The organism is Streptomyces sp. NPDC057617, assembly GCF_042800555.1.
GTDB lineage: Bacteria > Actinomycetota > Actinomycetes > Streptomycetales > Streptomycetaceae > Streptomyces.
This window is the reverse complement of the sequence record NZ_JBHVGV010000002.1, coordinates 387459-409450: the sequence shown is the minus strand read 5'-3', so window position 1 is coordinate 409450 and position 21992 is coordinate 387459. Positions and strand designations below refer to the sequence as shown.

The following is a 21992-nucleotide window of genomic DNA, read 5'->3' as shown; positions in this document are numbered from 1 at the left end:
ATGTCCGGGGTGAAGATCGAGCGGCTGGGCGCGGACGATCCGGCGGCTCTGGGCCCGTACCGGATCATCGGCAGACTCGGCTCGGGCGGGATGGGCCGGATCTATCTGGCGCGCTCCGGGCGGCAGTTGGTGGCGGTCAAGACCCTGCTCGCCGAGGGGACCGTCAGCGATGTCGACCGGCGCAGGTTCGCCCGTGAAGTGGCGCTGGCCCAGCGCGTGGACAACACGTACACGGCACGGGTGCTGGACGCCGACGCCGGCGCGGAGCGGCCCTGGATGGCCATCGAGTACATCGCGGCGCCGTCGCTCGCCGAGCTGGTACGGCGGGTCGGGCAGCCGCCGGCCTCGGCGGTGCGGTGGGTGGGGGCCGGCGTGGCCGCCGCGCTGGTCGCGCTGCACGGCGAGGGCATCGTCCACCGCGACATCAAGCCGCCGAACGTCCTGCTGCCGCTGGACGGGCCGCGCGTCATCGACTTCGGGATCTCCCACGCCAGCGACATCACCAGGACGAGCCTGACGCTGGGCACGATCGCGTTCACCTCGCCCGAGCAGGCCAGGGGCGAGAAGTCCACGGCGGCCTCGGACGTCTACTCGCTGGGCGCGACGCTCTTCCATCTCGCGGTCGGCAGGCCGCCGTACGCCAGTGACGGCGACACCCTGGGGCTGCTGGCGCGGGTGGCCAGGGGCGAGCTGGATCTGACCGGGCTGCCGCGCGAGCTGGACCAGCTCATCAGGCCCTGTCTGGCGGCGGATCCAGCGGCCAGGCCCCGGCCGGCCGATGTGCTGGCGCAGTTCAAGGCGGCGCTGGTGGGGCTGCCGGTGTCGGACAGCGGGAGCCGGTGGCTGCCGCCGCGCTGGACGGCGCTGATCCAGGAGTACGACCAGCAGGCGCGGGCGCTGCGCGAGGGCTCGGGGTCGTCGGGGCCAGGCGTGGACCCGGAGGCGCCGACGGCGGACCAGCGTACGAAGGGGGTACGGGCACCGAACCGGACCCGCGAATACACCGACGCCGGGGCCGCGGAACCCGATCAGGCGGCACAGGCCGCACAAGCCGCACAGGCCGCGCGTGCTGAGCAGGCGGCGCGGGCCGAGCGCGAGAAGGCCGACCGGGAGCGGGCCGCGCGGGAGCGCGCGCAGCGAGAGCAGGCCGGGCGCAGCGCCGAAGAGGAGCGCATCGAGGCCAGACTGGCCGAGCTGAAGGCCGAACTGGACGGCTCCGCAAAGAAGAAGGACAAGCCCGGGCAGGCGGAGGCACCGAAGGCGCCTAAGGCCGACAACCGCGCGCGGGCATCGGGAGCCGGACAGCGCCCGGCAGGCGGACAGCGCCCAGGAGCCGCACAGCGCCCGGCAGGCGGTCAGGGCGCGGGTGGCGGGCAGCGCGCGGGAGCCGCGCCGCGCGCCTCCGCCGGAGCGGCCCGGCCGGCGCCCGCACCCGACCCCGCACCCACTCCGGCACCCCGCACGACCAACGCCAAGAAGTCCTCCGGCACCGGGGTGTTCTTCCTGATCGTCGCCCTCGTCGTCGTCTTCGTCTGGCGCCCCTGGGAGGCCGACTCGTCCAGTACGTCGTCCGGCGGCTCGTCGAGCGGCGGCAGTTCGTACGACGGGAGTTCCTCGTACCCCACCGACACCGAATCGACGCCCGCCCCCAGCGGTACGGACCTCGCTTTCCGTGCCGTACGGACGGGGGACTGCGTCAGCTCGCACGACGACGGCTTCGACCGCTGGAGCGACGCCGTGCCGAAGCGGGTGGTCTGCTCGGCGCCCGAGGCGTACAACCGGGTCGATCTCGCCGTCTCCGGCTCGGACGCTTCGAGCTGCGACGGCGGTGACGAGCAGCAGACCTGGACCAACGAAGGCGACGACGGGGTGACCACCACCCTCTGCCTGTCCCGCAAGTACGCGCCGGGCCAGTGCTTCGTCGCCAAGAAGAAGGGCGACCGTGTCGGCGCCGGCCGCCTCCAGACCGTCTGGAACTGCGGCGCCGACACGGTGCCCAAGGGTTACGCGTACATCATGCAGATCACCGGCTACTACTCGATGCCGTCGGACGGCAGTGACCCCAACTGCCCGGACTACTGGTGGGAAGTGGACGACGAGGAGAACTACGTCTGCGCGAAGGTCACATCCTGAGCGCCGGCCAGCAGCACGGCATCCGTAAGAGCCGCATCCGCAACAACGGCATCCGTAAAGCCCGCTAGATCACCAGGCTCAGCAGCGCCGCCACCACGAAGCCCGCCACCGACAGCACCGTCTCCAGCACCGTCCAGGACTTCAGGGTGTCGCGCTCCGAGATGCCGAAGTACTTCGCGACCATCCAGAACCCGCCGTCGTTGACATGCGAGGCGAAGATCGAGCCCGCCGAGATCGCCATGATGACCAGGGCGAGATGCGCCTGCGAGTAGCCGTGCCCCTCGACCAGCGGTACGACGATGCCCGCGGTGGTGACGATCGCGACGGTCGCGGAACCCTGGGCCACCCGCAGCACCACGGAGATCAGCCAGGCCAGCAGGATCACCGGCAGGCCGACGTCGTTGAAGGTGTCGGCGAGGGCGTCCGCGATACCGCTGCCCTTGAGGACCGCGCCGAAGACCCCGCCCGCGCCCACGACCAGCAGGATGTTGCCGACCGGCTTGAGGGACGCGGTGGAGACCCGCTCCAGCGAGCCGCGCGACCAGCCACGGCGCAGCCCCAGCAGGTAGTACGCGAGGAGCAGCGCGATCGTCAGCGCCACGAACGGGTGGCCGAAGAACTCGATCACCGAGCGGCCGGTGGAGGGATCGAGCGCGATGGACGAGAAGGTCGCGAGCAGGATCAGCACCAGCGGGGTGCCGATGATCGCGAGGACCGTGCCCAGCGCCACGGGCCGCTCGCGCGGGGTGGTTCCGGAGGCCGCCTGCTCGGCGGCGACGGCGGCCTTGGCCTCGGCGGCGGCCTCGACCATGTCCTGCGGGACCTCGACGAACAGCCGCTTGCCGATCCACGCCGCGTACACCCACGCGGCGATGACGGACGGGACGCCGACCACGATGCCCATCAGGATGACCCAGCCCAGATCCACCCCGAACAGCCCGGCCGCGGCGACCGGTCCCGGGTGCGGCGGCAGGAACGCGTGGGTCATCGAGAGCCCGGCGAGCAGCGGCATCGCGTACAGCACGACCGACTTGCCCGAGCGCTTGGCCGCCGCGTACACGATCGGCGCGAGGACGAAGATGCCGACGTCGAAGAAGACCGGGATACCGAAGACGACACCGGTGACGCCCATGGCGAGCGGGGCGCGCTTCTCGCCGAAGAGGTTCAGCAGCCGGGTGCTCAACACCTCGGCGCCGCCCGACACTTCGAGGATCGCGCCGAGCATGGTGCCGAGACCGATGATGATCGCGACATGGCCGAGGATGCCGCCCATGCCTGTCTCGATCATCGACACGGCCGCGGACTTCTGGACCGTACCGAAGAGTTCGGTGACGGACAGACCCGCACCGAGGCCGACGGCTATGGAGACACCGAGGAGGGCCACGAAGGGCTGGAGCCTGACCTTGATGATCAGGAGGAGCAGAAGGGCGATACCGAGGGCCGCGATGGTCAGCAGCCCGGCGGTGCCGTCGATGAGAAGCAGGAGACCACCGGTGTGGGGCGGGGTCTCGGGTGGTGCGTCGGCGGCAAGGAACATGGGGGGACCTCTGTTCGGACGGTTCAGCAGATATAAGGGCATACGGCGGAGGGTGTGCGGGGGCAGGGGTGTGCGGGGGCAGGGGGGATCGCGGTACGGCGCCGCATGGGCGATCGCCGTACCGGAGTTCGGGTGGGTTTCGGTGAGCCTCGGCGAGGCCCAGGGGCTCTCAGCCGAGGACGGCGAGCGCGTCGATCTCGATCAACAGGCCCTTGGGCAGGCCCACATAGACCGTCGTACGCGCGGCAGGCGCCTCCTTCAGGCCCTGCTCCTCGAAGTACGCGTTGTAGATCGCGTTCATCTGGGCGAAGTGGTCCACGTCCGTGAGGTAGACGCGCATCATCATCACGTCGTCCCAGCTCGCGCCGCCCTCCTCCAGGATCGCCCGGACATTGGCGAAGGTCTGGAGGGTCTGCTCGCGCAGGGTCGGCCCGGCGACCGTGGGCGGCTGCCCCTCGACGGCCGGCAGAAAGCCGACCTGGCCCGCGACCTGGAGGATGTTCCCCTTGCGCACGCCGTGCGAGAACTTCGCGGGCGGGGTGGTGTGGGTGGCGGGTGTGAGAGCGGTCTTCTCGGCACCGGTCTTCTCGGTCATACGGCACTCATCCTTCGGTGGCGTCCTTGACGGGCGTACTGCCGGAGTACTCCCGGCTGATGGCGTCCGCGGTACGGCGTACCAGCGGAAGCAGGGTGAGGAGTTCCTCTGCGGTGACCACGACATTCGGCGCGGACACCGACATGGCCGCGACGACCCGGCCGTCCGTGCCGCGGATGGGCGCGCCCACGCAGTTGATGGACTCCTCGTGGCCACCGAGATCGGTGGCCCAGCCCTGTTCGCGCACGGCCGCCAGCTCCTTGAGGAAGGCGCCGGCGTTGGGCGTCGAACGGGACGTGTACGCGGGATAGTCGAGCTTCTCCGCGACGGCGCGGCGCTCGGGCTCGGGCAGATCGGCGAGCAGCAGCTTGGCCACGGCGGCGACGGTGATCGCGACGGGCTTGCCGATCCGTGAGTACATACGGACCGGGTAGCGGCTCTCGACCTTGTCGATGTAGAGGACCTCGTTCTCCTCGTACACCGCGAGGTGGACGGTGTGCCCGATCTGCTCGTTGAGCGCGGTGAGATGCGGGTGCGCGATCTCCCGTACGTCCAGGTTCTCCACGGCTTCCTGCGCGAGCGCGAACAGGCGCGCGCCGAGGCGGTAGCGCTGGTCCTGCTGGCGGTGGACGAGCCCGTGCTCGTGGAGGGTACGGAGCAGCCGCAGCGCGGTCGACTTGTGCACGCCGAGCCGGTCGGCGACCTGCCCGAGATCGGCGGGTCCCTGGGCGAGCAGCGGAAGGATGCTCAGCGCGCGGTCGACGGTCTGGCTCATGGGGTGCGTACCTCCTGCTCCGTGGCCTCCGTCCAGCCGGGGCCGAGACGAAGTCTCCCCCACGCGCCGTCGTCGAGGCCCGCGAGCCGGTCGGCGTACGCGCGCGGGGGCGGCGCCCCGAGATCGCCGGGGACGGTGAGGGCGGCGGCGGCCATGAGATGCCCGTGCCGCAGCCGGGCGACGGGGGGCAGACCGCGCAGCGTGGCGGACAGGAACCCGGCGGCGAAGGCATCGCCGGCACCGACATGCGCGACGACATCGACGCGGAGGGAGGGCACGGAGACGACGAGGTCGGGTGCCTTGCCGGTGCCCGGCTCGCGCGTGTAGACCGTCGCGCCTGCCGCGCCGTGTTTGACCACCAGCGTCACCGGCTCGGGCAGCGCCGCGCGGATCGCCTGCGCGTCGTGCAGGTCCCAGGCCTCGGCCGCCTCGTCCTCGCCGACGAACACCAGGTCGGCGCCGCGCGCCAGGTCCAGCAGGACGCGGGCGCCCGAGGAGCCGGCGGAGGAGTTGCGCCACAGGCCCGGGCGGTGGTTGACGTCGAAGGAGACCAGCGGGCGGCCGGAGGCGCGGGTGGTCAGCTCGCGCATCAGCGTCAGGCAGTCGTCCGAGAGCGCGGCGGTGATCCCGGACAGATGCAGGACCGAACCGGACCACAGATCCTCGGGCGCCATGTTCCCCGGCGACATCGCGGAGGCGGCGGAACCGGCCCGGTAGTAGACGACCTCGTGCGCGTCGGTGGCGCGGTCCGTGGCCGTACGGAAGTAGATGCCCGTGGGGCGGTCCGGGTCGCGGCGGACACGTGAGGTGTCGACCCCGTACGACGCGACCGCGTCCACGAGATGGTCGCCGAAGCCGTCGGCGCCGACCCGGCTGACCCAGCGCACCCGGTGACCGGCCGCGGCCAGCGCGCAGGCGACATTGGACTCGGCGCCGCCGATCGTACGGTCGAAGGCGGGCACGTCCGCGAGCGGGCCCGGCCGGGTGGGCAGGAAGGTGACCATGGACTCACCGAGGCAGACGACGTCCGCGTGCACGGTTCCGGTCACGCTGGGGCTCCTCGTCGCTCGTCCCGCCGCCGGGGCTGACGGGTGATGTTGACGGGGTCACCATTGACCCGCTGCCGCTCGGATGTTAGACAGCGGGGAGCGAAATGCGCAATGGCCGTTGCAAGTATCGCAATGACGACCCAGACCGCGCCCACCCAGGCCGTGCCCACCCAGACCGCAACGACCGCTCAGACCGCAACGACCGCTCAGACCGCAACGACCGCCCGGACACCGCCGGACCGAGCACACCGGACCCAGCACAAGGGGAGGCCCCCGATGCCCGCCGACCACGCCACGGAACACCAAGGCCAAGGAACGGACTCGCTCCCGGAGCCCACAGGCGACGCGGAGCCCGGGGCGCGCGCCCTCGCCCCCCGGCCCCTCGACCCCCGGCTCGCGAACGAGCTGGTCGACCACCGCTTCAAGGGGCTTCCCCCGGACGCCGAAGGGCTCACCGTCGCCGCGCTCGCCGGTCAGCGGCGCTCGCTGTTCACCGGCGGCTTCACCACGCCCGTTCTCGCGCTCTCCGCCGAGTCCGTCGAGCACAATCTCGTCCTCCTGGAGTCGTACTCCGCCCGCCACGGCCTCGCCTTCGCGCCGCACGGCAAGACCTCCATGTCCCCGCAGCTCTTCGCGCGCCAGCTCGACCACGGCGCCTGGGGCATCACCGCCGCTGTGCCCCACCAGGTGCGCGTCTACCGGGCGTTCGGGATCCAGCGGATCTTCCTCGCGAACGAGCTGGTCGACGCCGCCGCCCTGCGCTGGCTCGCCGGCGAGCTGGACCGGGACCCGGGCTTCCGCTTCATCTGTTACGCCGACTCCGTACGCGGTGTCGAGCTGATGGACGAGGCGCTGCGCGCGGCCGGAGCCCGGCGCCCGGTGGAGGTCGTGGTCGAACTGGGCGCGGGCGAGGGTGCCCGTACCGGAGCCCGTACGGAAGCCGACTGCACCGCCGTCGCCGACGCCATCGCCGCCGCGCCCACCCTGCGGCTGGCCGGAGTCGCCGGGTACGAGGGCGAGGTGCCCGCGGCGGACGGCGACACCGTACGCGCCTGGCTGCGCCGGCTGGTGGCGCTGGCGGCCGACTTCGACAAGGCGGGCCGGTTCGACAGCGGCGAAGCCGGCACCACCAGCGCGAGCGCTGAAGGCACGTCCGACGCCAAGGTCGCGCCCCCGGAAATCGTCATCAGCGCCGGCGGCAGCGCCTGGTTCGACGCCGTCGCCGATGTCTTCGCCGAGATCCCCCCGCTCTCCCGCCCCGTACTGAAACTCCTCCGCTCCGGCGCGTACATCTCCCACGACGACGGCCACTACCGCCACCTCACCCCCTTCAACCGCGTCCCCGAAGAGGGCGCCCTCCAGCCCGCGTTCCGGCTCTGGGCCCAGGTCGTCTCCCGCCCCTCCCCCGCCCAGGCCTTCGTCAACGCGGGCAAGCGGGACGCGGCGTACGACCTCGATCTGCCCGAGGCGCAGGTCGTACGGGACGGTCGCACCGGCGAGATCCGCCCGGCCGCCGGTATCGCGGTCACCGGCCTGTCCGACCAGCACGGCTGGCTGACCACCGCGCCCGACGCGGATCTCGAAGTCGGGGACTGGGTCGGGATGGGTCTTTCACACCCGTGCACGTCGTTCGACAAGTGCCAGCTCATCCCGCTGGTGGAGGCGGACGGCACGGTCACGGACCTCGTCCGTACCTTCTTCTGAGAGGCCGGTCATGGATCTCGTCATCCGGGACGCGCGGGTCGTCGACGGTACGGGCGGCCCGTCGTACCGCGCCGATGTGGGTATCACCGACGGCCGTATCAGCGCCATCAACAAGGAAACCCCGGGAGGCGGCCGGCTCAGCGGCGCCCGGGTCCTGGACGCCGACGGCCTCGTCCTCTCCCCCGGCTTCATCGACATGCACGCGCACAGTGACCTGGCGCTGCTGCGCGACCCGGACCACTCCGCGAAGGCCGCGCAGGGCGTGACCCTCGAAGTCATCGGCCAGGACGGGCTGTCGTACGCGCCGGTCGACGACCGGACCCTCGCGCAGGTACGGCAGACCATCGCCGGCTGGAACGGCGGGGCGCCGGGCGACACGAGCGTCGACTTCGACTGGCGTACGGTCGGCGAGTATCTGGACCGGCTCGACCACGGCTTCGACGGCCGGGGCATCGCGGTCAACGCCGCGTATCTGGTCCCGCAGGGGACGGTCCGTATGCACGCGGTGGGCTGGGACGACCGGCCCGCGACCGACGCCGAACTCGCCCTGATGAAACGGCTGGTGGCCGAGTCCCTGGAGCAGGGCGCGGTCGGGATGTCCTCCGGGCTGACGTACACACCCGGGATGTACGCGGACGACGCCGAACTCACCGAACTGTGCCGGGTGGTGGCGGAGTACGGCGGTTACTACTGCCCGCACCACCGCTCGTACGGCGCCGGGGCGCTCCAGGCGTACGAGGAGATGGTGACGGTCGCGCGCCGGGCGGGCTGCGCCCTCCATCTCGCCCACGCCACCATGAACTTCGGGGTGAACAAGGGCCGGGCGCCGGAGCTGCTGGCGCTGCTGGACCGGGCGCTGGAGGCGGGCGCGGACATCTCGCTCGACACGTATCCGTACACCCCCGGCTGCACCACGCTCGTGGCGATGCTGCCGAGCTGGGCGAGCGAGGGCGGCCCGGAGGCGATCCTGGAGCGGCTGCGGGACGAGGGGACGGCGGAGAGGATCCGCCACCATCTGGAGGCCGTCGGCTCGGACGGGTGCCACGGTGTGCCCATCGAGTGGGACACGATCGAGATCTCCGGTGTCTCGGCGCCGGGTCTCGCGGACCATGTGGGCCGTACGGTCGCGGAGTCGGCCCGCGCGCGCGGCGAGGCGCCGTGGGCGACGGCCCGCAGACTGCTGGTCGAGGACCGGCTGGGCCCGACGATCCTCCAGCACGTCGGCCACGAGGAGAACGTCCGCGCGATCATGCGCCACCGGGTGCACACGGGCGGCAGCGACGGCATCCTCCAGGGCGCGAAGCCGCACCCGCGCGCGTACGGCACGTTCCCGCACTACCTGGGCCGGTACGTCCGTGACCTGGGCGTCCTCTCCCTGGAGGAGTGCGTGTCCCACCTCACCGGACGCCCAGCCGCCCGCCTCCGCCTCCCCGACCGAGGCCGGGTAGCGACGGGCCACCACGCCGACCTGGTCCTCTTCGACCCCGAAACGGTCTCGTCCCCAGCCACCTTCGACACCCCCCGAGCCCGCCCGGAAGGCATCCCGCACGTCCTGATAGCAGGCCGGCCCGTCATCAAAGACGGCCACCGCACGGACGTCCTGGCGGGAAGGTCGGTACGACGTTCAGCGCACCGCTAGGCCCGGCCAGGCACCGTTTCGTCCGCAAGCGCCGGACGGGCTGACGCGACCCGCCCGGCGCTCGGAGGACAGACCACAGCGCCCGACGCCGAGCGGGCGTCAGAAAGCCGGGGACGCGCTCCCGTCCAGGTCGCGCGCCTGCACGCCGGGCAGGTCGCCGAACCTGGCTTTGGCGTCCAGGGTCACCACGGTGCGGGCGGTCGCCGCCGCCGTGGCGGCGATGATGAGGTCGTGCGCCCCACGCGGCCTGCCCTCGCGCCGTACATGGGCGAGCAGACGGGCATGGGCGTGCGCCACATGCAGCGTGTATTCCTCAACCGGCACCAGCGCCAGGACGCCCTCGATGAACGCCTGCCGCCTCTCGCGGTGCTTTCCGTCGGCGAGTTCGACACCCAGCAGGAGTTCGGCGGCGGTCACCGCGGAGACGCAGACGTCGTCGTTGGACCGGCGCAGCTCCGCCGCGAGGCTGACCTTGCCGCGTTCGGCAGCGATCAGGACGCCCGTGTCCAGGATCACTCGCTCCACGGATCCTCCGTGGTCAGCAGCGAACGGGTGCCCATGACGTCGTCCTCGAAGTCGTCGTCCAGCGTGCCCGCGAAGCGGTCGAGGAGATCGGCGAGATCCGCGCCGTTGCCCGCCGGGGCCTGCGAGATCATCGCCAGGCGTCTGCCGCCGCGCGTGACTATCACGGTCTCGCCGTGCTCCGCCATGTCCAGAACGGCGGCGAAGTTCCGGGAGGCTTCAGTCGCGGTCATCACCTTCATGGAACCAAGGTATCTGATTCTCTGATTTCTGGCGGGTACGGGCTGGGCCGGGGGGAGCTGACCAGCACCGGCCCAGCCGGCGCCTGCGGCACAACGCGGTCAGGCCGAGGCCAGGCGCAGTACCAGTGACGCCACCGCCAGGAGGAAGATCACGGCGACCGGGGCGATCGCGTAGTCCTTGGCCCGGAGGTGGTAGATCGCCGCGCCGATGAAGTACAGGGTCACGCCGATCGCCGCCGCCGCTCCGAGCGGGGCCAGCCAGAGGCCGATCAGCAGGCCCACGGCGCCGGCTGCCTTCAGGGTGGCGAGGCGGGGGAGCCAGGCGTCCGGGACGCCCAGTTTGGTCATCGAGCCGACGATCGCCTCCTGCCGGGTGAAGGTGGCGAAGGCGGAGCCCGTCAGGACGGCGGCGAGCAGGATGCCGACTACGGCGTAGGCGATGAACACGGATGACCCCTCGGACGGTGGACGTGACGGCCCGCTGAAAGACCAGCAAGACCACAGAGGGGCTCCGCCGGTCGCGGGCCCCCGGCTCAACGTGCCGCAATCCGCCGCCCCGAGGAACACCCGGCCGAGGCTAGTAGTGACAGGGCCACGCTCGGCCATGCCCCGGCCCCCGGCCCGCCCGGTACATTGCCTGGCGTGAGCGACAACGAGCTGGGCCTCTTCCTGCGCGCCCGCCGCGAGTCCGTCACTCCCGCCGAGGTCGGGCTCCCGGACGGCAGCCGGCGCCGTACCCCCGGGCTGCGCCGTTCCGAGCTGGCCACGCTCGCCGGCATCAGCGTCGAGTACCTCGCGCGGCTCGAACAGGGCCGGGACCACAATCCCTCCCCGCAGGTCATCACCGCCCTCGCCGACGCCCTCCGCCTCACCCCCGACGAGCGCTTCGCCCTGATGCACGCCGTCAAGTCGCTCAGCGGCACCCGCAAGCTCTGCCCCGGCGCGGGCGTGCCGCCGAACCGGACCGTACGACCCACCCTGCGCGCCCTGCTCGACCGGCTGGAGCCCACCCCCGCCGTCCTGCTGAACCGGCTGACCGATGTGATCGCCTTCACCAGCGGATACGAGCAGCTTGCCCGCCCCCTGGGGCTGCTGGACCCGGCCGCGCCCAGCCTCGTACGGTTCCTGTTCACGGACCCCCGGGCCCGTACCGCCCACCCCGACTGGGAGCGCGAAGCCGACGACCTCGTCGCCCGCCTCAAGACCGGCTCCGTCTCCGACGACCACCTCGACGGTCTTGTCGAGGAGCTGACCCTCACCGCGGGCGCGCCCTTCGCCGAGCGCTGGGCCGCCACCCTGCGGATGCCCCCGAGCCCCACCGCCCGGCGGCTGCTGCACCCCGGCGCGGGCGAGCTGCGGCTGCTCGACGAGACCCTGGAACTGCCCGAGGCCGAGGGCCAGCGGCTGGTCGTCCACCTTCCCGCCGACGAGGCGACCGCCGCCGCGCTCGACAAGCTGACCGGCCGCCGCCCGGGCGCCCTCCGCGCGGTAGCGGGCTGATTTTCGGCCACGTACGCCACACGGGCCGCGCAAGCCGCCGGCACAGGCCGTACACCGCACAGGCCGCCCCCACCGCACACCTCACCGCCCTCCGCCTCCCGGACTCCCCCGCCCGCCGCACGGAATCCCCCGCACGGCTGACGTGTCCCAAAACACCACGCGGCCTCCGTTACGCGGCCGTAAGCTCACGGACATGCAGGTCATCCAGTCGACGAAGCTCGCAAACGTCTGTTACGAGATCCGGGGCCCCGTCCTCGACGAGGCGACGCGGATGGAGGCGGCGGGCCAGCGCATCCTCAAGCTCAACACCGGCAATCCGGCCGCCTTCGGCTTCGAGTGCCCGCCCGAGATCCTCGAAGACGTCCTGCGGAACCTCGGCGACGCACACGGCTACGGCGACGCGAAGGGGCTGCTCTCCGCCCGGCGCGCGGTGATGCAGCACTACCAGACCAAGGGCATCGAGCTGGACGTCGAGGACATCTACCTCGGCAACGGTGTCTCCGAGCTGATCCAGATGTCGATGCAGGCGCTGCTCGACGACGGCGACGAGGTGCTCGTACCGGCCCCCGACTACCCCCTCTGGACCGCCTCCGTCTCCCTCGCCGGCGGCACGGCCGTGCACTACCGCTGCGACGAGCAGGCCGACTGGATGCCGGACCTCGCCGACATCGAGCGGAAGATCACCGACCGCACCAAGGCGCTCGTGATCATCAATCCGAACAACCCCACCGGCGCGGTATACAGCGACGAGATGCTCACCGCCCTCACCGAGATCGCCCGCCGCCACCATCTCGTCGTCTGCTCCGACGAGATCTACGACCGGATCCTGTACGACGGCGCCACCCACACCCCCACCGCCGCCGTCGCCCCCGATCTGCTGACCCTCACCTTCAACGGGCTCTCGAAAAACTACCGGGTGGCCGGTTTCCGCTCCGGCTGGCTGGCGGTCTGCGGCCCCAAGGCGCACGCCGCCTCGTACATCGAGGGCCTGACGATCCTGGCGAACATGCGGCTGTGCGCCAATATGCCGTCCCAGCACGCGGTCGCCACCGCGCTCGGCGGCCGGCAGTCGATCCAGGAGCTGGTGCTGCCGGGGGGCAGGATCCTGGAGCAGCGGAACACCGCGTACGAACTGCTCACCCGGATCCCCGGCGTGACCTGCGTGAAGCCCAAGGGCGCGCTGTATCTCTTCCCGCGGCTCGATCCAAAGGTCTTCAAGATCAAGGACGACCGGCAGATGGTGCTCGATCTGCTGCGGGCCGAGCGGATCATGGTGGTGCACGGTACGGGGTTCAACTGGCCGGAGCCGGACCACTTCCGGATCGTCACCCTGCCCGCCGTCCAGGACCTCACGGACGCGGTGACCCGGATCGGGAACTTCCTGGACGGGTACGCGCAGCCGTAGAAGTTCTCGGAGGCCAGAAGCTCCCGGACTGCACTCAACTTTAGACTGAATCCAAGGTAGGATGGTCTCCTGACGATGCCAGGAGGCCATCCTCATGTACGAGCCGATCCGCGCGAAGTCGGTCCACACGATGGCCGACCGCGCCGACTTCCCCCACCGCAGCCGCGAGGAAGAGCTGAACATCCAGCTCGCGGGACATCTCTCCGCGCTGCTCGCCGTCACCGACGAGCTGGGCCTCGAAGAGCCCGCCGAGTGCATCGCCGGGCAGATCGTACGGCTGCGCGGCACCCCGCCGGCCCGCCGGGCCGCCCTCACCGACGCCGACCCGACCGCCCTGCACCGCCGCGCCCTCGCTCTCGCGGGCCGCGCGCTGGTAGTGGCCGCCTCGCGCGCCGACACCGCGGCGGCGATCCTCTCGGCCGAGCGCATGGACGCGCACACCGCCGCACTGGACGAAGCACCGCCCGCCGCCGAGCCCCCGGCCCCCCAGGACGAGCGCCTGCTCGCCACTCACTGACGGCCACCCGGGACCGGCGTCGGGGAACAACGGAACAGCCGTTGGTGCTTGCACCTAGATGGAGCACGACCGGTTGTTCATCGGCGGCGGATGGGCCGCACCGCACTCCACAGCCCGGATCCCGGTGATCTCCCCGACGTCCGAGCAGCCCCTCGGATCGGTCCCGGACGCCGACGAAGCGGACGTCAACTCAGCGGTGTCAGCCGCACGTGCCGCGTTCGACGACCCGGGAGGATGGGCGCACTGGGAGCCCGCACGCCGGGCCGAGGCCCTGAACCGTTTCGCCGACGCGCTGGAAACACGCAGCGGCCGGATCGCGCGGCAGGTCACAGCCCAGAGCGGTATGCCCATCACGATCTCGGAGTCGGTCGAGGGGCGCACTCCCGCCTTCCTGCTGCGGCACGCCGCCGGGCTGATCACGCGGGAGCCGCTCGAACGCGTACAGGAACGGGCCGACAGCACCGGCAGTACGTTGATCCGCCACGACCCCGTCGGAGTGGTCGGAGCCATCGCTCCCTGGAACTTCCCCCAGTCACTGGCCGCGTTCAAATACGCCTCCGCCCTCGCCGCCGGGTGCACGGTCGTACTGAAGCCGTCACCGGAGACCGTGCTCGACTCCGTCCTGCTCGCCGACGCGGCCATGGAAGCGGGCCTCCCGGCCGGGGTCATGAACATCGTGTACGGCGGCGCCGAGGCCGGCTCCGCACTCGTCGCCCACCGGGACGTGGACAAGATCGGGTTCACGGGGTCGACCGCCGTCGGACGCCTGATCGCCGAGAACTGCGCGCGCCTGCTCAGGCCCGTCACCCTCGAACTCGGCGGCAAATCCGCCGGCGTCGTGCTCGATGACGTCGATGTCGGGGCAGTGGTGAACAGCCCCGCGTTCTCGGCCATGACGATGTTCAACAGCGGTCAGACCTGCTGGGCGTCGACCCGGATCCTGGCGCCGCGCTCCCGCTACGCGGAGATCGTCGAAGCGATGGCGTCCATGATGGACGGGCTTGTCGTCGGAGACCCCTTCGATCCGGGGACACAGGTCGGCCCCATGGTCAGCGAGAAGCACCGGACGCGGGTGGAGAACCACATCCGCGGGGGCGCGGCGGAAGGGGCCCGGCTGGTGACCGGAGGGGGTCGCCCCCGGCACATGGACAAGGGATGGTTCGTCGAACCCACCCTCTTCGCGGACGTCGACAACGCTTCCGCCATCGCCCAGGAGGAGATCTTCGGACCCGTCCTGTGTGTGATCCCGTACGAGGACGACGCCGATGCCGTACGTCTCGCCAACGACTCGTCCTACGGCCTGTCCGGCAGCGTATGGACGGGCGACACGGACCGCGGAATCGCGGTCGCCCGCCGCGTCCGCACCGGCGTGTTCTCGGTCAACGGAAAGCGGACCGATCTGGGCGCCCCGTTCGGAGGCGAGAAGAACAGCGGACTCGGACGGGAACTGGGCACGGAAGGGCTGGCTTCGTACCAGCGCCTCCAGTCGATCTTCATGTGAACACCCGCAGCACCGAGAGCACTCAGAACGCTTACCTCCGGTTCCTTTCCGGGATGGGTACTTCACCCTCCGTACACTCAACCCACCCCGGATTGTGGGTCTCCGCGAGCACCCTTTGGGCGTGAAACGCATCGTGGGAATTGTCCTGGCGGTGCTGCTGATCGGCGGAGTGATAACAGCCGTCGTGGCAGGCCGAGAGAGCCAGGTATCAGACACGGCAACGAAGACCGTGCGGGGAGTCATCGGTTCGGAGAAGGCGGAGTTCTTCGCCGACCCCGATGTGGTCAAGGCGCTGGACGAGCACGGTTTCACCGTGAAGACGGAGACCTCCGGCTCCTGGGCCATGGAGGAACTCGCGCTCGAAGGAACCGACTTCGCCTTCCCCTCCTCCACGGCCCCGGCCAAGGAGCTGGCCGACAAGTTCAAGGTCCCGGGCACGCCCCTGCGGCCCTTCTACTCGCCGCTGGTGGTCGTCGCCCATCGCGCCGCCGCCCAGGTCCTGGCCGACAACGGCCTGGCCACCCTGGACGGCAAGTCCCGTGGCACCCTGCGGATGGGCCCGTACCTCGACGCCGCCGCCGAACACCGCACCTGGCAGCAGCTCAAGGGCACAGCCGGCCATGCCGAGCTGACCGGGACGGTCTTCATCACCAGCACCGACCCCATGACCTCCAACTCGGGCGCGCTCTATCTCGCCGCCGCGTCCTTCGTCGCCAACGGCGGCAAGGTCGTCGCCGACAAGAAGGCGGTCGACCAGACGGCTCCGCTGCTCAAGCAGCTCACCGTGGTCCAGGGGGCCCAGCAGCCCAGCTCCGACGCGCCGTTCCGCGACTTCATCAGCGGGGTCGGGAATCCGCTGGTGCTGGTCTACGAATCGCAGGTCGCCTCGGTGCTGCTCCAGAAGCAGGAGGTCGGGGATCTGGTGGTGCTCTACCCGGACACCACCGTCAACAGCGACCACACGCTCGTACCGATCACCGAGAACGGCCGGGCGCTCGGCGATCTCCTCACCACCGACAAGCGGCTGCGCGAGCTGGCGGTACGACACGGCCTCCGCCCGCAGGGCGCCGCGGCCGAGTTCACCGCGGCCACCGCGCCGTACCAGGACTTCCTCAACCAGACGCTGGCCGGGGTCCGCCAGGCGCCCGTGCCCACCACCGAGTGGCTGCACGCGATGGCGCAGCGGGCCCGGTCGTAGCGGCCGGCCGGTCCGGCCGTAGCAGTTGATCTTGTCAAAGCCCCAGGGGGAAACCGAATGTCCACAGAGCAGAGCCCCGGCCCGGCCGGCTCGGAGCTGATCCTCACCCCACCCGAGCCAGTCGCCCCGGTCCGTACCGAGCAGGCCGCCGGACTGGTGCCGCTCGACAACTCCGTACGCGAGGAGATGACGCGGCGCGCCACGGAGTACGTCGGCTCGCTCGCCGCGATCGACTCCCGCTCGCCCGAATTCACCACCCGTATCGGCGAGATCGCCAATCTGGGATCCGGCGAGATCCGCAGCGCGGCCCAGCAGTCCAACCGGATGCTGGACCGTACGATCCACTCGCTGTCCTCCGGCGGTGAGGACGCCCAGTCCCGGGTCTCGTCCTCGCTGGTCGAGCTGCGCCGTACGGTCGAGGACCTGGACCCGCGCGACACGCCGGGCAAGGGGGCCCGCCGGTTCCTGTCGAAGCTGCCCGGCGGCAACAAGCTGCGCGATCACGCCGCCAAGTACGCCTCCTCGCAGGGCACTCTGAACAAGATCGTGAGTTCGCTCAGGGGCGGGCAGGACGAACTCCGGCGCGACAACGCCGCGTTGCACACCGAGCGGACGCGCCTGTGGGAGACCATGGGCAAGCTCCAGGAGTACGCGGTGCTCACCTCGGCGCTGGACACGGCGATCGAGGAACGCATCACCTCGCTCGAATTCACCGACCCCACACAGGCGGACGCGCTGCGCGCCGATGTCCTCTTCCCGGTCCGGCAGAAGCACCAGGACCTGCTCACCCAGCTCGCGGTGTGCGCGCAGGGCTATCTCGCGATGGATGTCGTACGGCGCAACAACGAGGAGCTGATCAAGGGCGTCGACCGCGCCGCGACCACCACGGTCTCGGCGCTGCGGATCGCGGTGATGCTCTCCTCGGCGCTGGAGAACCAGCGCAAGGTGACCGAGCAGGTGAATGTGCTGCGCTCGACGACCGAGGACCTGATCCGCGGCAACGCGGAGATGCTCGCCACCCAGAGCGGCGAGATCCAGCGCATCGCGGCGGATCCGGCGGTGGGGGCGGAGACGCTGCGGTCGGCGTTCCAGCAGATCTACCGGACGCTGGACGCGATCGATACGTACAAGATCCAGGCGACGGAGTCGATGGCGTCGACGGTGGAGTCACTGACGGCGGAACTCCAGAGCGCCAGCACGTACTTGGAGCGGACCCGGTCGGCGGGCGCGCTGGAAGGGGGCCTTCAGTGAGACACGGGCCGACTGTGAGACGCAGGCTGACCGGGGTGGCCATGGCGGCGGCTCTGCTGGCCGTCGCCGCGTGCACCGGTGGCGGGGACGATGCCGCCAAGGATCCCGATTCCGGTGCGGACACCTCCTACCACAAGGGCACCCTGCGTGTGCTCGCCTCCAGTGAACTCTCCGACATGCAGGGCGTGCTGGACCAGGCCGAGCAGAAAACCGGTGTGAAGGTACAGCCCACCTGGACCGGCACCCTGGACGCCGCCGAACTGATCGCCTCCGGCAAGGCGGACGGCAAGTACGACGCGGTGTGGCTGTCCTCCAACGACTATCTGCGGCTCGACCCCGGGGCCGGCGAGCGCATCACCAACGAGACCCCGATCATGTCCTCGCCCGTCGCCCTCGGGGTGAAGGCCGCGACCGTGCAGCGGCTCGGCTGGCAGCCGGACCAGGTCACCTGGTCGCAGGTGCACCAGGCGGTGGTGGCCGGGAAGCTGACGTACGGGATGACCGACCCCGTACGCTCCAACTCCGGCTTCTCCGCGCTGATCTCGGTCGCCTCGGGTCTCTCGGGCGCGCAGTCGGCGCTCACGGACGCGGATGTGAACCGGGCGAAGGGCAAGCTGAAGGAGTTCTTCACCGGGCAGAAGCTCACCTCCGGTTCGTCCGGGTGGCTGGCCACGGCGTACACCCGGCGCGGCAGCGTCGACGCGCTCGTGAACTACGAGTCGGTGCTGCTCTCCATGAACCGGGACAGCAACGCAGGACTGACCGTGATCCGCCCCAAGGACGGGGTGGTGACCGCGGATTACCCGTTCACGCTGCTGACCTCGGCGCCGCAGGACGCGCGCGAGTCGGGCCAGGCGCTCACCTCGTACCTCCGCGGCCCGGAGGCGCAGCAGGCGCTCACCGAGCAGACGTTCCGGCGCCCCGTCGTCCCGTCGGTGAAGCCCGCGGCGGGCCTGGCCACGGACAAGCGGCGCGAACTGCCCTTCCCCGGCACGCGATCGGTCGCGGACGGGCTGCTCAACTCGTACGAGAACCAGCTCCGGCGTCCCTCGCGCACCGTGTACGTGCTGGACACCTCGGGCTCGATGAAGGGCGACCGGCTGGCGCGGCTGAAGGACGCGCTGGCGGGGCTGACCGGTACGGACGAGTCCGCGACCGGGGAGCGCTTCCGGGACCGGGAGGAGGTGACGCTGATGCCGTTCGGCGATGATGTGAAGGCGGTCCGCACGCATACGGTGGATCCGGCGGACCGGGGGGCGGCGCTGGACGGGATACGGGCGGACGCGAAGGGGCTGTCGGCGTCGGGGAACACGGCGATCTACAGCAGCCTGCGGGAGGCCTACTCGCATCTGGGCGGGGGCGGCTCGGACGCGTTCACCTCCATTGTGCTGATGACGGACGGCGAGAACACGGCGGGCTCGAAGGCCGCCGAGTTCGACAGCTTCTACGCGGGGCTGCCGGAGGACGGGCGCGCGACCCCGGTGTTCCCCATCCTGTTCGGCGACTCGGACCGCGCGGAGCTGGAACACATCGCGCAGCTCACGGGCGGCCAGCTGTTCGACGCGACGGGCGGCGCGGAGTCGCTCGACGGGGCTTTCGAGGAGATCCGTGGCTACCAGTAGGAGTGGCAGAGGGTTCGGGAACAAGGCCCTGGCGTACGTCGAGTCGCGCAAGAACCTGGTGGGCAGCGCGGCGGGCGTCGGCGGCCTGGCCCTCACCTTCACCGGGGTGGCGGGCCCGTACTGGCCGGTGGTGGTGGTCGGGCTGTACGGCGCGGGCGCGCTGATCGCCCCGCCGGAACGCCCGGACGCCCCGGCCTTCACCAACCCGGCGGAGCAACTGGACGAGCTGCGCGGCGACTTCGCCAAGCTCCGCGACTATCTGGCCGAGGTCGACCTGCCGCCCGCCGCCGCGGGCCGCCTCACCGAACTCACCGAAGTCCTGGACGCGCTGCTGGAACCCGGCTGGGTCGCGGACGCGCTGGCGATGGACGCGGAGGGTGTGCACACCCTGTCGCGGGCGATCCGGCAGGATGTCCCGGAGTCGGTGGACACCTTCGTACGCACCCGCTGGTGGACCCGCCTCCAGCCGGGCACGGAACCCCCGGAGCGCCATCTGGAGCGCCAGCTCACGGTGCTGTACGACGAGGCGCGCGGGCTGGCGACGGCGCTGCGGGAGGCGGAGTCGCGGCGGCAGGAGACGCACACGCGGTACCTGGAGGACCGGCACCGGCCGCCGGGGTCGTAAGCCGACGGCGGCGGGCGGCCGCAGGTCCGGTGTCGATCGCGTCCGGTTCGAGCTGTGGCACGGGAAGGACCGGGCACACGTCGGCGGGCCCGGGGAGTTGCACGTGACTCCCCGGGCCCGTGTGCGTGCGTGGCCGGCAGAGGAATCCTTCTGTCCTCACACCGCCTCGCGGGGTTCATGTGGCCGTCGGACCGACGCCACCTCCGGCACCTATAGAACGCCTCTGACCTGCGAAAACTCTACGGAAACTGGGCCCTCAACTGGGCCCAGGGACCCTGCGGTTGGGCCCGCCACCGTACCTAGGCTGCTGTCGCTCGGGGGACTGGGGCGCGTGGGCGAGGAGGAGCGATGAGGGGTGCCGACAGGTGCACTGCGTGGCATGAGCATGCCCAACGATATGCTCAGCGGCGCAGCGGCCTTCGACGGAGCGACCGGGGGCAGAGCGGGGCCGAGTACGCCGCGATGGTCGGGGTCGTGTCCCTGGTCGTGGCCGCGATCGTCGGCCTGAGCGTCCCCAGCGACACCGCGACCGGGCTGAAGACCCAGGTCTGCCGAATACTCCACCCGCTGAGCGGCGCGGACGCCTGCGCCTCCGGCGACTACGCGGACGGCGGAGGCGGGGGCGGAGACGGCGGTGACGGTGGAGGCGGGGACGACACCTTCACCCCCAATGGCGACGACCCGTTCGAGCCCGCGCGGTGTCTGCTCTCGCAGGATCAGACCAAGGACACCGTTGTCATCCAGATCGTCTTCATCAAGATCAGCAGTTCGGAGACGGTCAAGCTCCAGCAGTGGTCGGACGGTACGGTCACCCTGGAGCGGGTGCACGACAACGCGGGCGGGGTCTCCGCGAGCATCTCCGCGGGCATCCCGGGTCTGAAGGACTGGGGCGGCAGCGCCAAGCTGAGCGGTACGTACCTGGCGGGCAGCGGCAGCGGCGGCCAGTGGCTCTTCAACGGGAACAAGACCGGCAACCCCCAGGCGGACCTGGAGGCCAACCTCGCGGACGCGCAGAAGTTCGCCGCGTACCTCAAACAGAACGAGGGGTGCCGCTACCAGGCCGGCTACAACCCCGGCGCGAACATGGGAGCCTGCCAGCAGGACGCCGCCTCCAGGAAACCCGACCTCGAACCGGAACTGGCGCCCGACGTCGACATCACCAAGACCACCGTCGAAGCATCCGGCAGCGCCAGCTTCGGCGGGAAGTTCAAGGGCAACGGCAAAACCGGCAAGGACTCCGGGAAGAGCGACGGCCCCAAGGACCTCGGCAAGATCTCGGGCGAAATCGTCTCCGGCACGATGACCGAGGATGTCGTGGTCATGCGCCACAACTCCGGTATGAACGCCGGGAAGATCACCTTCATCTACACCTTCACCGTCAAGGGCACGGCCGGCGCGGGCGGCCAGGCCACGGGCGAGCGGATGCAGCAGGTGGCCGTCACGTACGACGCCGCCGCGTACGACCAGGAAGAGGCGGACGGCGCCGACCACCACCCCGAGAAGCTCGTCATCACGACCAGCCAGGAATCCGGGGGCGGCGGCGGCTTCAAGGGCGAGGTCGGCGCCAACGCCGGTCCCGTGACCATCGATGTCGGTGGTGGCGGCGGCAGCTACGACACGGAGATCCACACCGAGACGGCCGAGCTGATCCTCGACAACGACGCCGACAGCACCAGCGTCGAGGACTGGCTGCGCGGCAGAGGCGACGACCCCGCCAAGAACCCGCTGCCCTCCCCCTCGGACGCCGCCGAAGCGCCGGACGACGACGCCAGCCCCCTCGAACGCCTCCTGCACGACAAGGGAAAGCTCTCCAAGCTGGACTACAAGGCCAACACCGACTGGTGGAACGCCTCCCTCGGCATCGGCTACGGCGTCTCCGCCGGACAGTTCTCCCTCGGCTTCAAGCTCTTCGGCATCGAGATCACCCACGAAAGCAAGAACCAGACCATCACCGGCGACCCGACCTACGCCACCGCCCCCACCAGCGGCGGCACCCGCCCCTGGGTCGAATGGAAGAACTGCACCCAGACGAAGCCCATCCCCACCTGACGGTCGGGGGACCTCCTTGAGGAGCCCGGCCCCAGGGGTTGGGTGTTTTGGCCCCAAGTGGGGAGCGTTTCCCCTTTTTTTCGTCTTTCTTCTTCTTCGCCTTTTTCCCCCCCCCCCACAACCCACGA

19 protein-coding genes are annotated in these 21992 nt (G+C 70.9%); 12 read left to right on the top strand and 7 right to left on the bottom strand.

The window, feature by feature from the left end; all coding sequences use genetic code 11:
* Nucleotides 1-2133 (top strand): serine/threonine protein kinase, encoded by a 2133-nt coding sequence (locus tag ACFU9P_RS07265; RefSeq protein ID WP_384078155.1) that lies wholly within the window; start codon nucleotides 1-3, stop codon nucleotides 2131-2133.
* A gap of 64 nt (nucleotides 2134-2197) precedes the next feature.
* Here ACFU9P_RS07265 and ACFU9P_RS07260 read toward each other — a convergent pair whose 3' ends face one another.
* From ACFU9P_RS07260 to ACFU9P_RS07245, 4 genes are all read right to left on the bottom strand, one after another.
* Nucleotides 2198-3670 carry a GntP family permease gene (locus ACFU9P_RS07260; RefSeq protein WP_384078154.1) on the bottom strand — a complete coding sequence of 491 codons (1473 nt, stop codon included), beginning with the start codon at nucleotides 3668-3670 and terminating at the stop codon, nucleotides 2198-2200.
* Nucleotides 3671-3839: 169 nt separating this feature from the next.
* Nucleotides 3840-4265 (bottom strand): RidA family protein, encoded by a 426-nt coding sequence (locus tag ACFU9P_RS07255; RefSeq protein WP_384078153.1) that lies wholly within the window; start codon nucleotides 4263-4265, stop codon nucleotides 3840-3842.
* A gap of 7 nt (nucleotides 4266-4272) precedes the next feature.
* Nucleotides 4273-5040 (bottom strand): IclR family transcriptional regulator, encoded by a 768-nt coding sequence (locus ACFU9P_RS07250; protein WP_384078152.1) that lies wholly within the window; start codon nucleotides 5038-5040, stop codon nucleotides 4273-4275.
* Nucleotides 5037-6089, bottom strand: a complete 1053-nt coding sequence (locus ACFU9P_RS07245) for a sugar kinase (RefSeq protein WP_384078151.1) — start codon at nucleotides 6087-6089, stop codon at nucleotides 5037-5039. The genes ACFU9P_RS07250 and ACFU9P_RS07245 overlap by 4 nt, the downstream gene beginning before the upstream one ends.
* 276 nt (nucleotides 6090-6365) lie before the next feature.
* Between ACFU9P_RS07245 and ACFU9P_RS07240 the strand changes: the two genes are divergently transcribed.
* Both ACFU9P_RS07240 and ACFU9P_RS07235 read left to right on the top strand, forming a co-directional pair.
* Nucleotides 6366-7793 carry an amino acid deaminase gene (locus ACFU9P_RS07240; protein ID WP_384078150.1) on the top strand — a complete coding sequence of 476 codons (1428 nt, stop codon included), beginning with the start codon at nucleotides 6366-6368 and terminating at the stop codon, nucleotides 7791-7793.
* A gap of 10 nt (nucleotides 7794-7803) precedes the next feature.
* On the top strand, nucleotides 7804-9432 hold the full coding sequence (locus ACFU9P_RS07235; RefSeq protein ID WP_384078149.1) for an amidohydrolase family protein: 1629 nt from the start codon (nucleotides 7804-7806) through the stop codon (nucleotides 9430-9432).
* A gap of 99 nt (nucleotides 9433-9531) precedes the next feature.
* Here ACFU9P_RS07235 and ACFU9P_RS07230 read toward each other — a convergent pair whose 3' ends face one another.
* From ACFU9P_RS07230 to ACFU9P_RS07220, 3 genes are all read right to left on the bottom strand, one after another.
* Nucleotides 9532-9957 (bottom strand): PIN domain-containing protein, encoded by a 426-nt coding sequence (locus ACFU9P_RS07230; protein ID WP_384078148.1) that lies wholly within the window; start codon nucleotides 9955-9957, stop codon nucleotides 9532-9534.
* Nucleotides 9945-10187 (bottom strand): type II toxin-antitoxin system Phd/YefM family antitoxin, encoded by a 243-nt coding sequence (locus tag ACFU9P_RS07225; protein WP_384078147.1) that lies wholly within the window; start codon nucleotides 10185-10187, stop codon nucleotides 9945-9947. The genes ACFU9P_RS07230 and ACFU9P_RS07225 overlap by 13 nt, the downstream gene beginning before the upstream one ends.
* 108 nt (nucleotides 10188-10295) lie before the next feature.
* On the bottom strand, nucleotides 10296-10643 hold the full coding sequence (locus ACFU9P_RS07220) for a DoxX family protein (RefSeq protein WP_376378027.1): 348 nt from the start codon (nucleotides 10641-10643) through the stop codon (nucleotides 10296-10298).
* Nucleotides 10644-10838: 195 nt separating this feature from the next.
* Here ACFU9P_RS07220 and ACFU9P_RS07215 point away from each other — a divergent pair, with 195 nt between their 5' ends.
* The 9 genes from ACFU9P_RS07215 to ACFU9P_RS07175 all read left to right on the top strand — a co-directional run bounded on the left by ACFU9P_RS07215 (nucleotide 10839) and on the right by ACFU9P_RS07175 (nucleotide 21864).
* Nucleotides 10839-11696, top strand: a complete 858-nt coding sequence (locus tag ACFU9P_RS07215; protein ID WP_384078146.1) for a helix-turn-helix domain-containing protein — start codon at nucleotides 10839-10841, stop codon at nucleotides 11694-11696.
* Between the two features lie 193 nt (nucleotides 11697-11889).
* The gene (locus ACFU9P_RS07210) at nucleotides 11890-13101 is read left to right on the top strand and encodes a pyridoxal phosphate-dependent aminotransferase (RefSeq protein WP_217306891.1); all 1212 of its coding nucleotides are present in this window, start codon (nucleotides 11890-11892) and stop codon (nucleotides 13099-13101) included.
* Between the two features lie 94 nt (nucleotides 13102-13195).
* Entirely contained in the window at nucleotides 13196-13618 is a 423-nt protein-coding gene (locus tag ACFU9P_RS07205) for a hypothetical protein (RefSeq protein ID WP_384078145.1), read from the top strand.
* 58 nt (nucleotides 13619-13676) lie between these two features.
* Nucleotides 13677-15119, top strand: coding sequence for an aldehyde dehydrogenase (locus tag ACFU9P_RS07200; protein WP_384078144.1), 1443 nt, complete (start codon nucleotides 13677-13679; stop codon nucleotides 15117-15119).
* Between the two features lie 94 nt (nucleotides 15120-15213).
* Nucleotides 15214-16317, top strand: coding sequence for a hypothetical protein (locus ACFU9P_RS07195; protein ID WP_384078143.1), 1104 nt, complete (start codon nucleotides 15214-15216; stop codon nucleotides 16315-16317).
* A 57-nt stretch (nucleotides 16318-16374) separates the two neighbouring features.
* Nucleotides 16375-17568: a toxic anion resistance protein gene (locus tag ACFU9P_RS07190; protein WP_384078142.1), complete on the top strand. Its 1194-nt coding sequence runs from the start codon at nucleotides 16375-16377 to the stop codon at nucleotides 17566-17568.
* Between the two features lie 41 nt (nucleotides 17569-17609).
* Complete coding sequence (locus tag ACFU9P_RS07185) at nucleotides 17610-19190, top strand: extracellular solute-binding protein (protein ID WP_384078376.1); 1581 nt, start codon at nucleotides 17610-17612, stop codon at nucleotides 19188-19190.
* On the top strand, nucleotides 19177-19815 hold the full coding sequence (locus ACFU9P_RS07180) for a hypothetical protein (RefSeq protein ID WP_376378010.1): 639 nt from the start codon (nucleotides 19177-19179) through the stop codon (nucleotides 19813-19815). Before ACFU9P_RS07185 ends, ACFU9P_RS07180 begins: the two co-directional genes overlap by 14 nt.
* 474 nt (nucleotides 19816-20289) lie before the next feature.
* On the top strand, nucleotides 20290-21864 hold the full coding sequence (locus tag ACFU9P_RS07175; protein WP_384078141.1) for a hypothetical protein: 1575 nt from the start codon (nucleotides 20290-20292) through the stop codon (nucleotides 21862-21864).
* Nucleotides 21865-21992 lie beyond the last annotated feature (128 nt).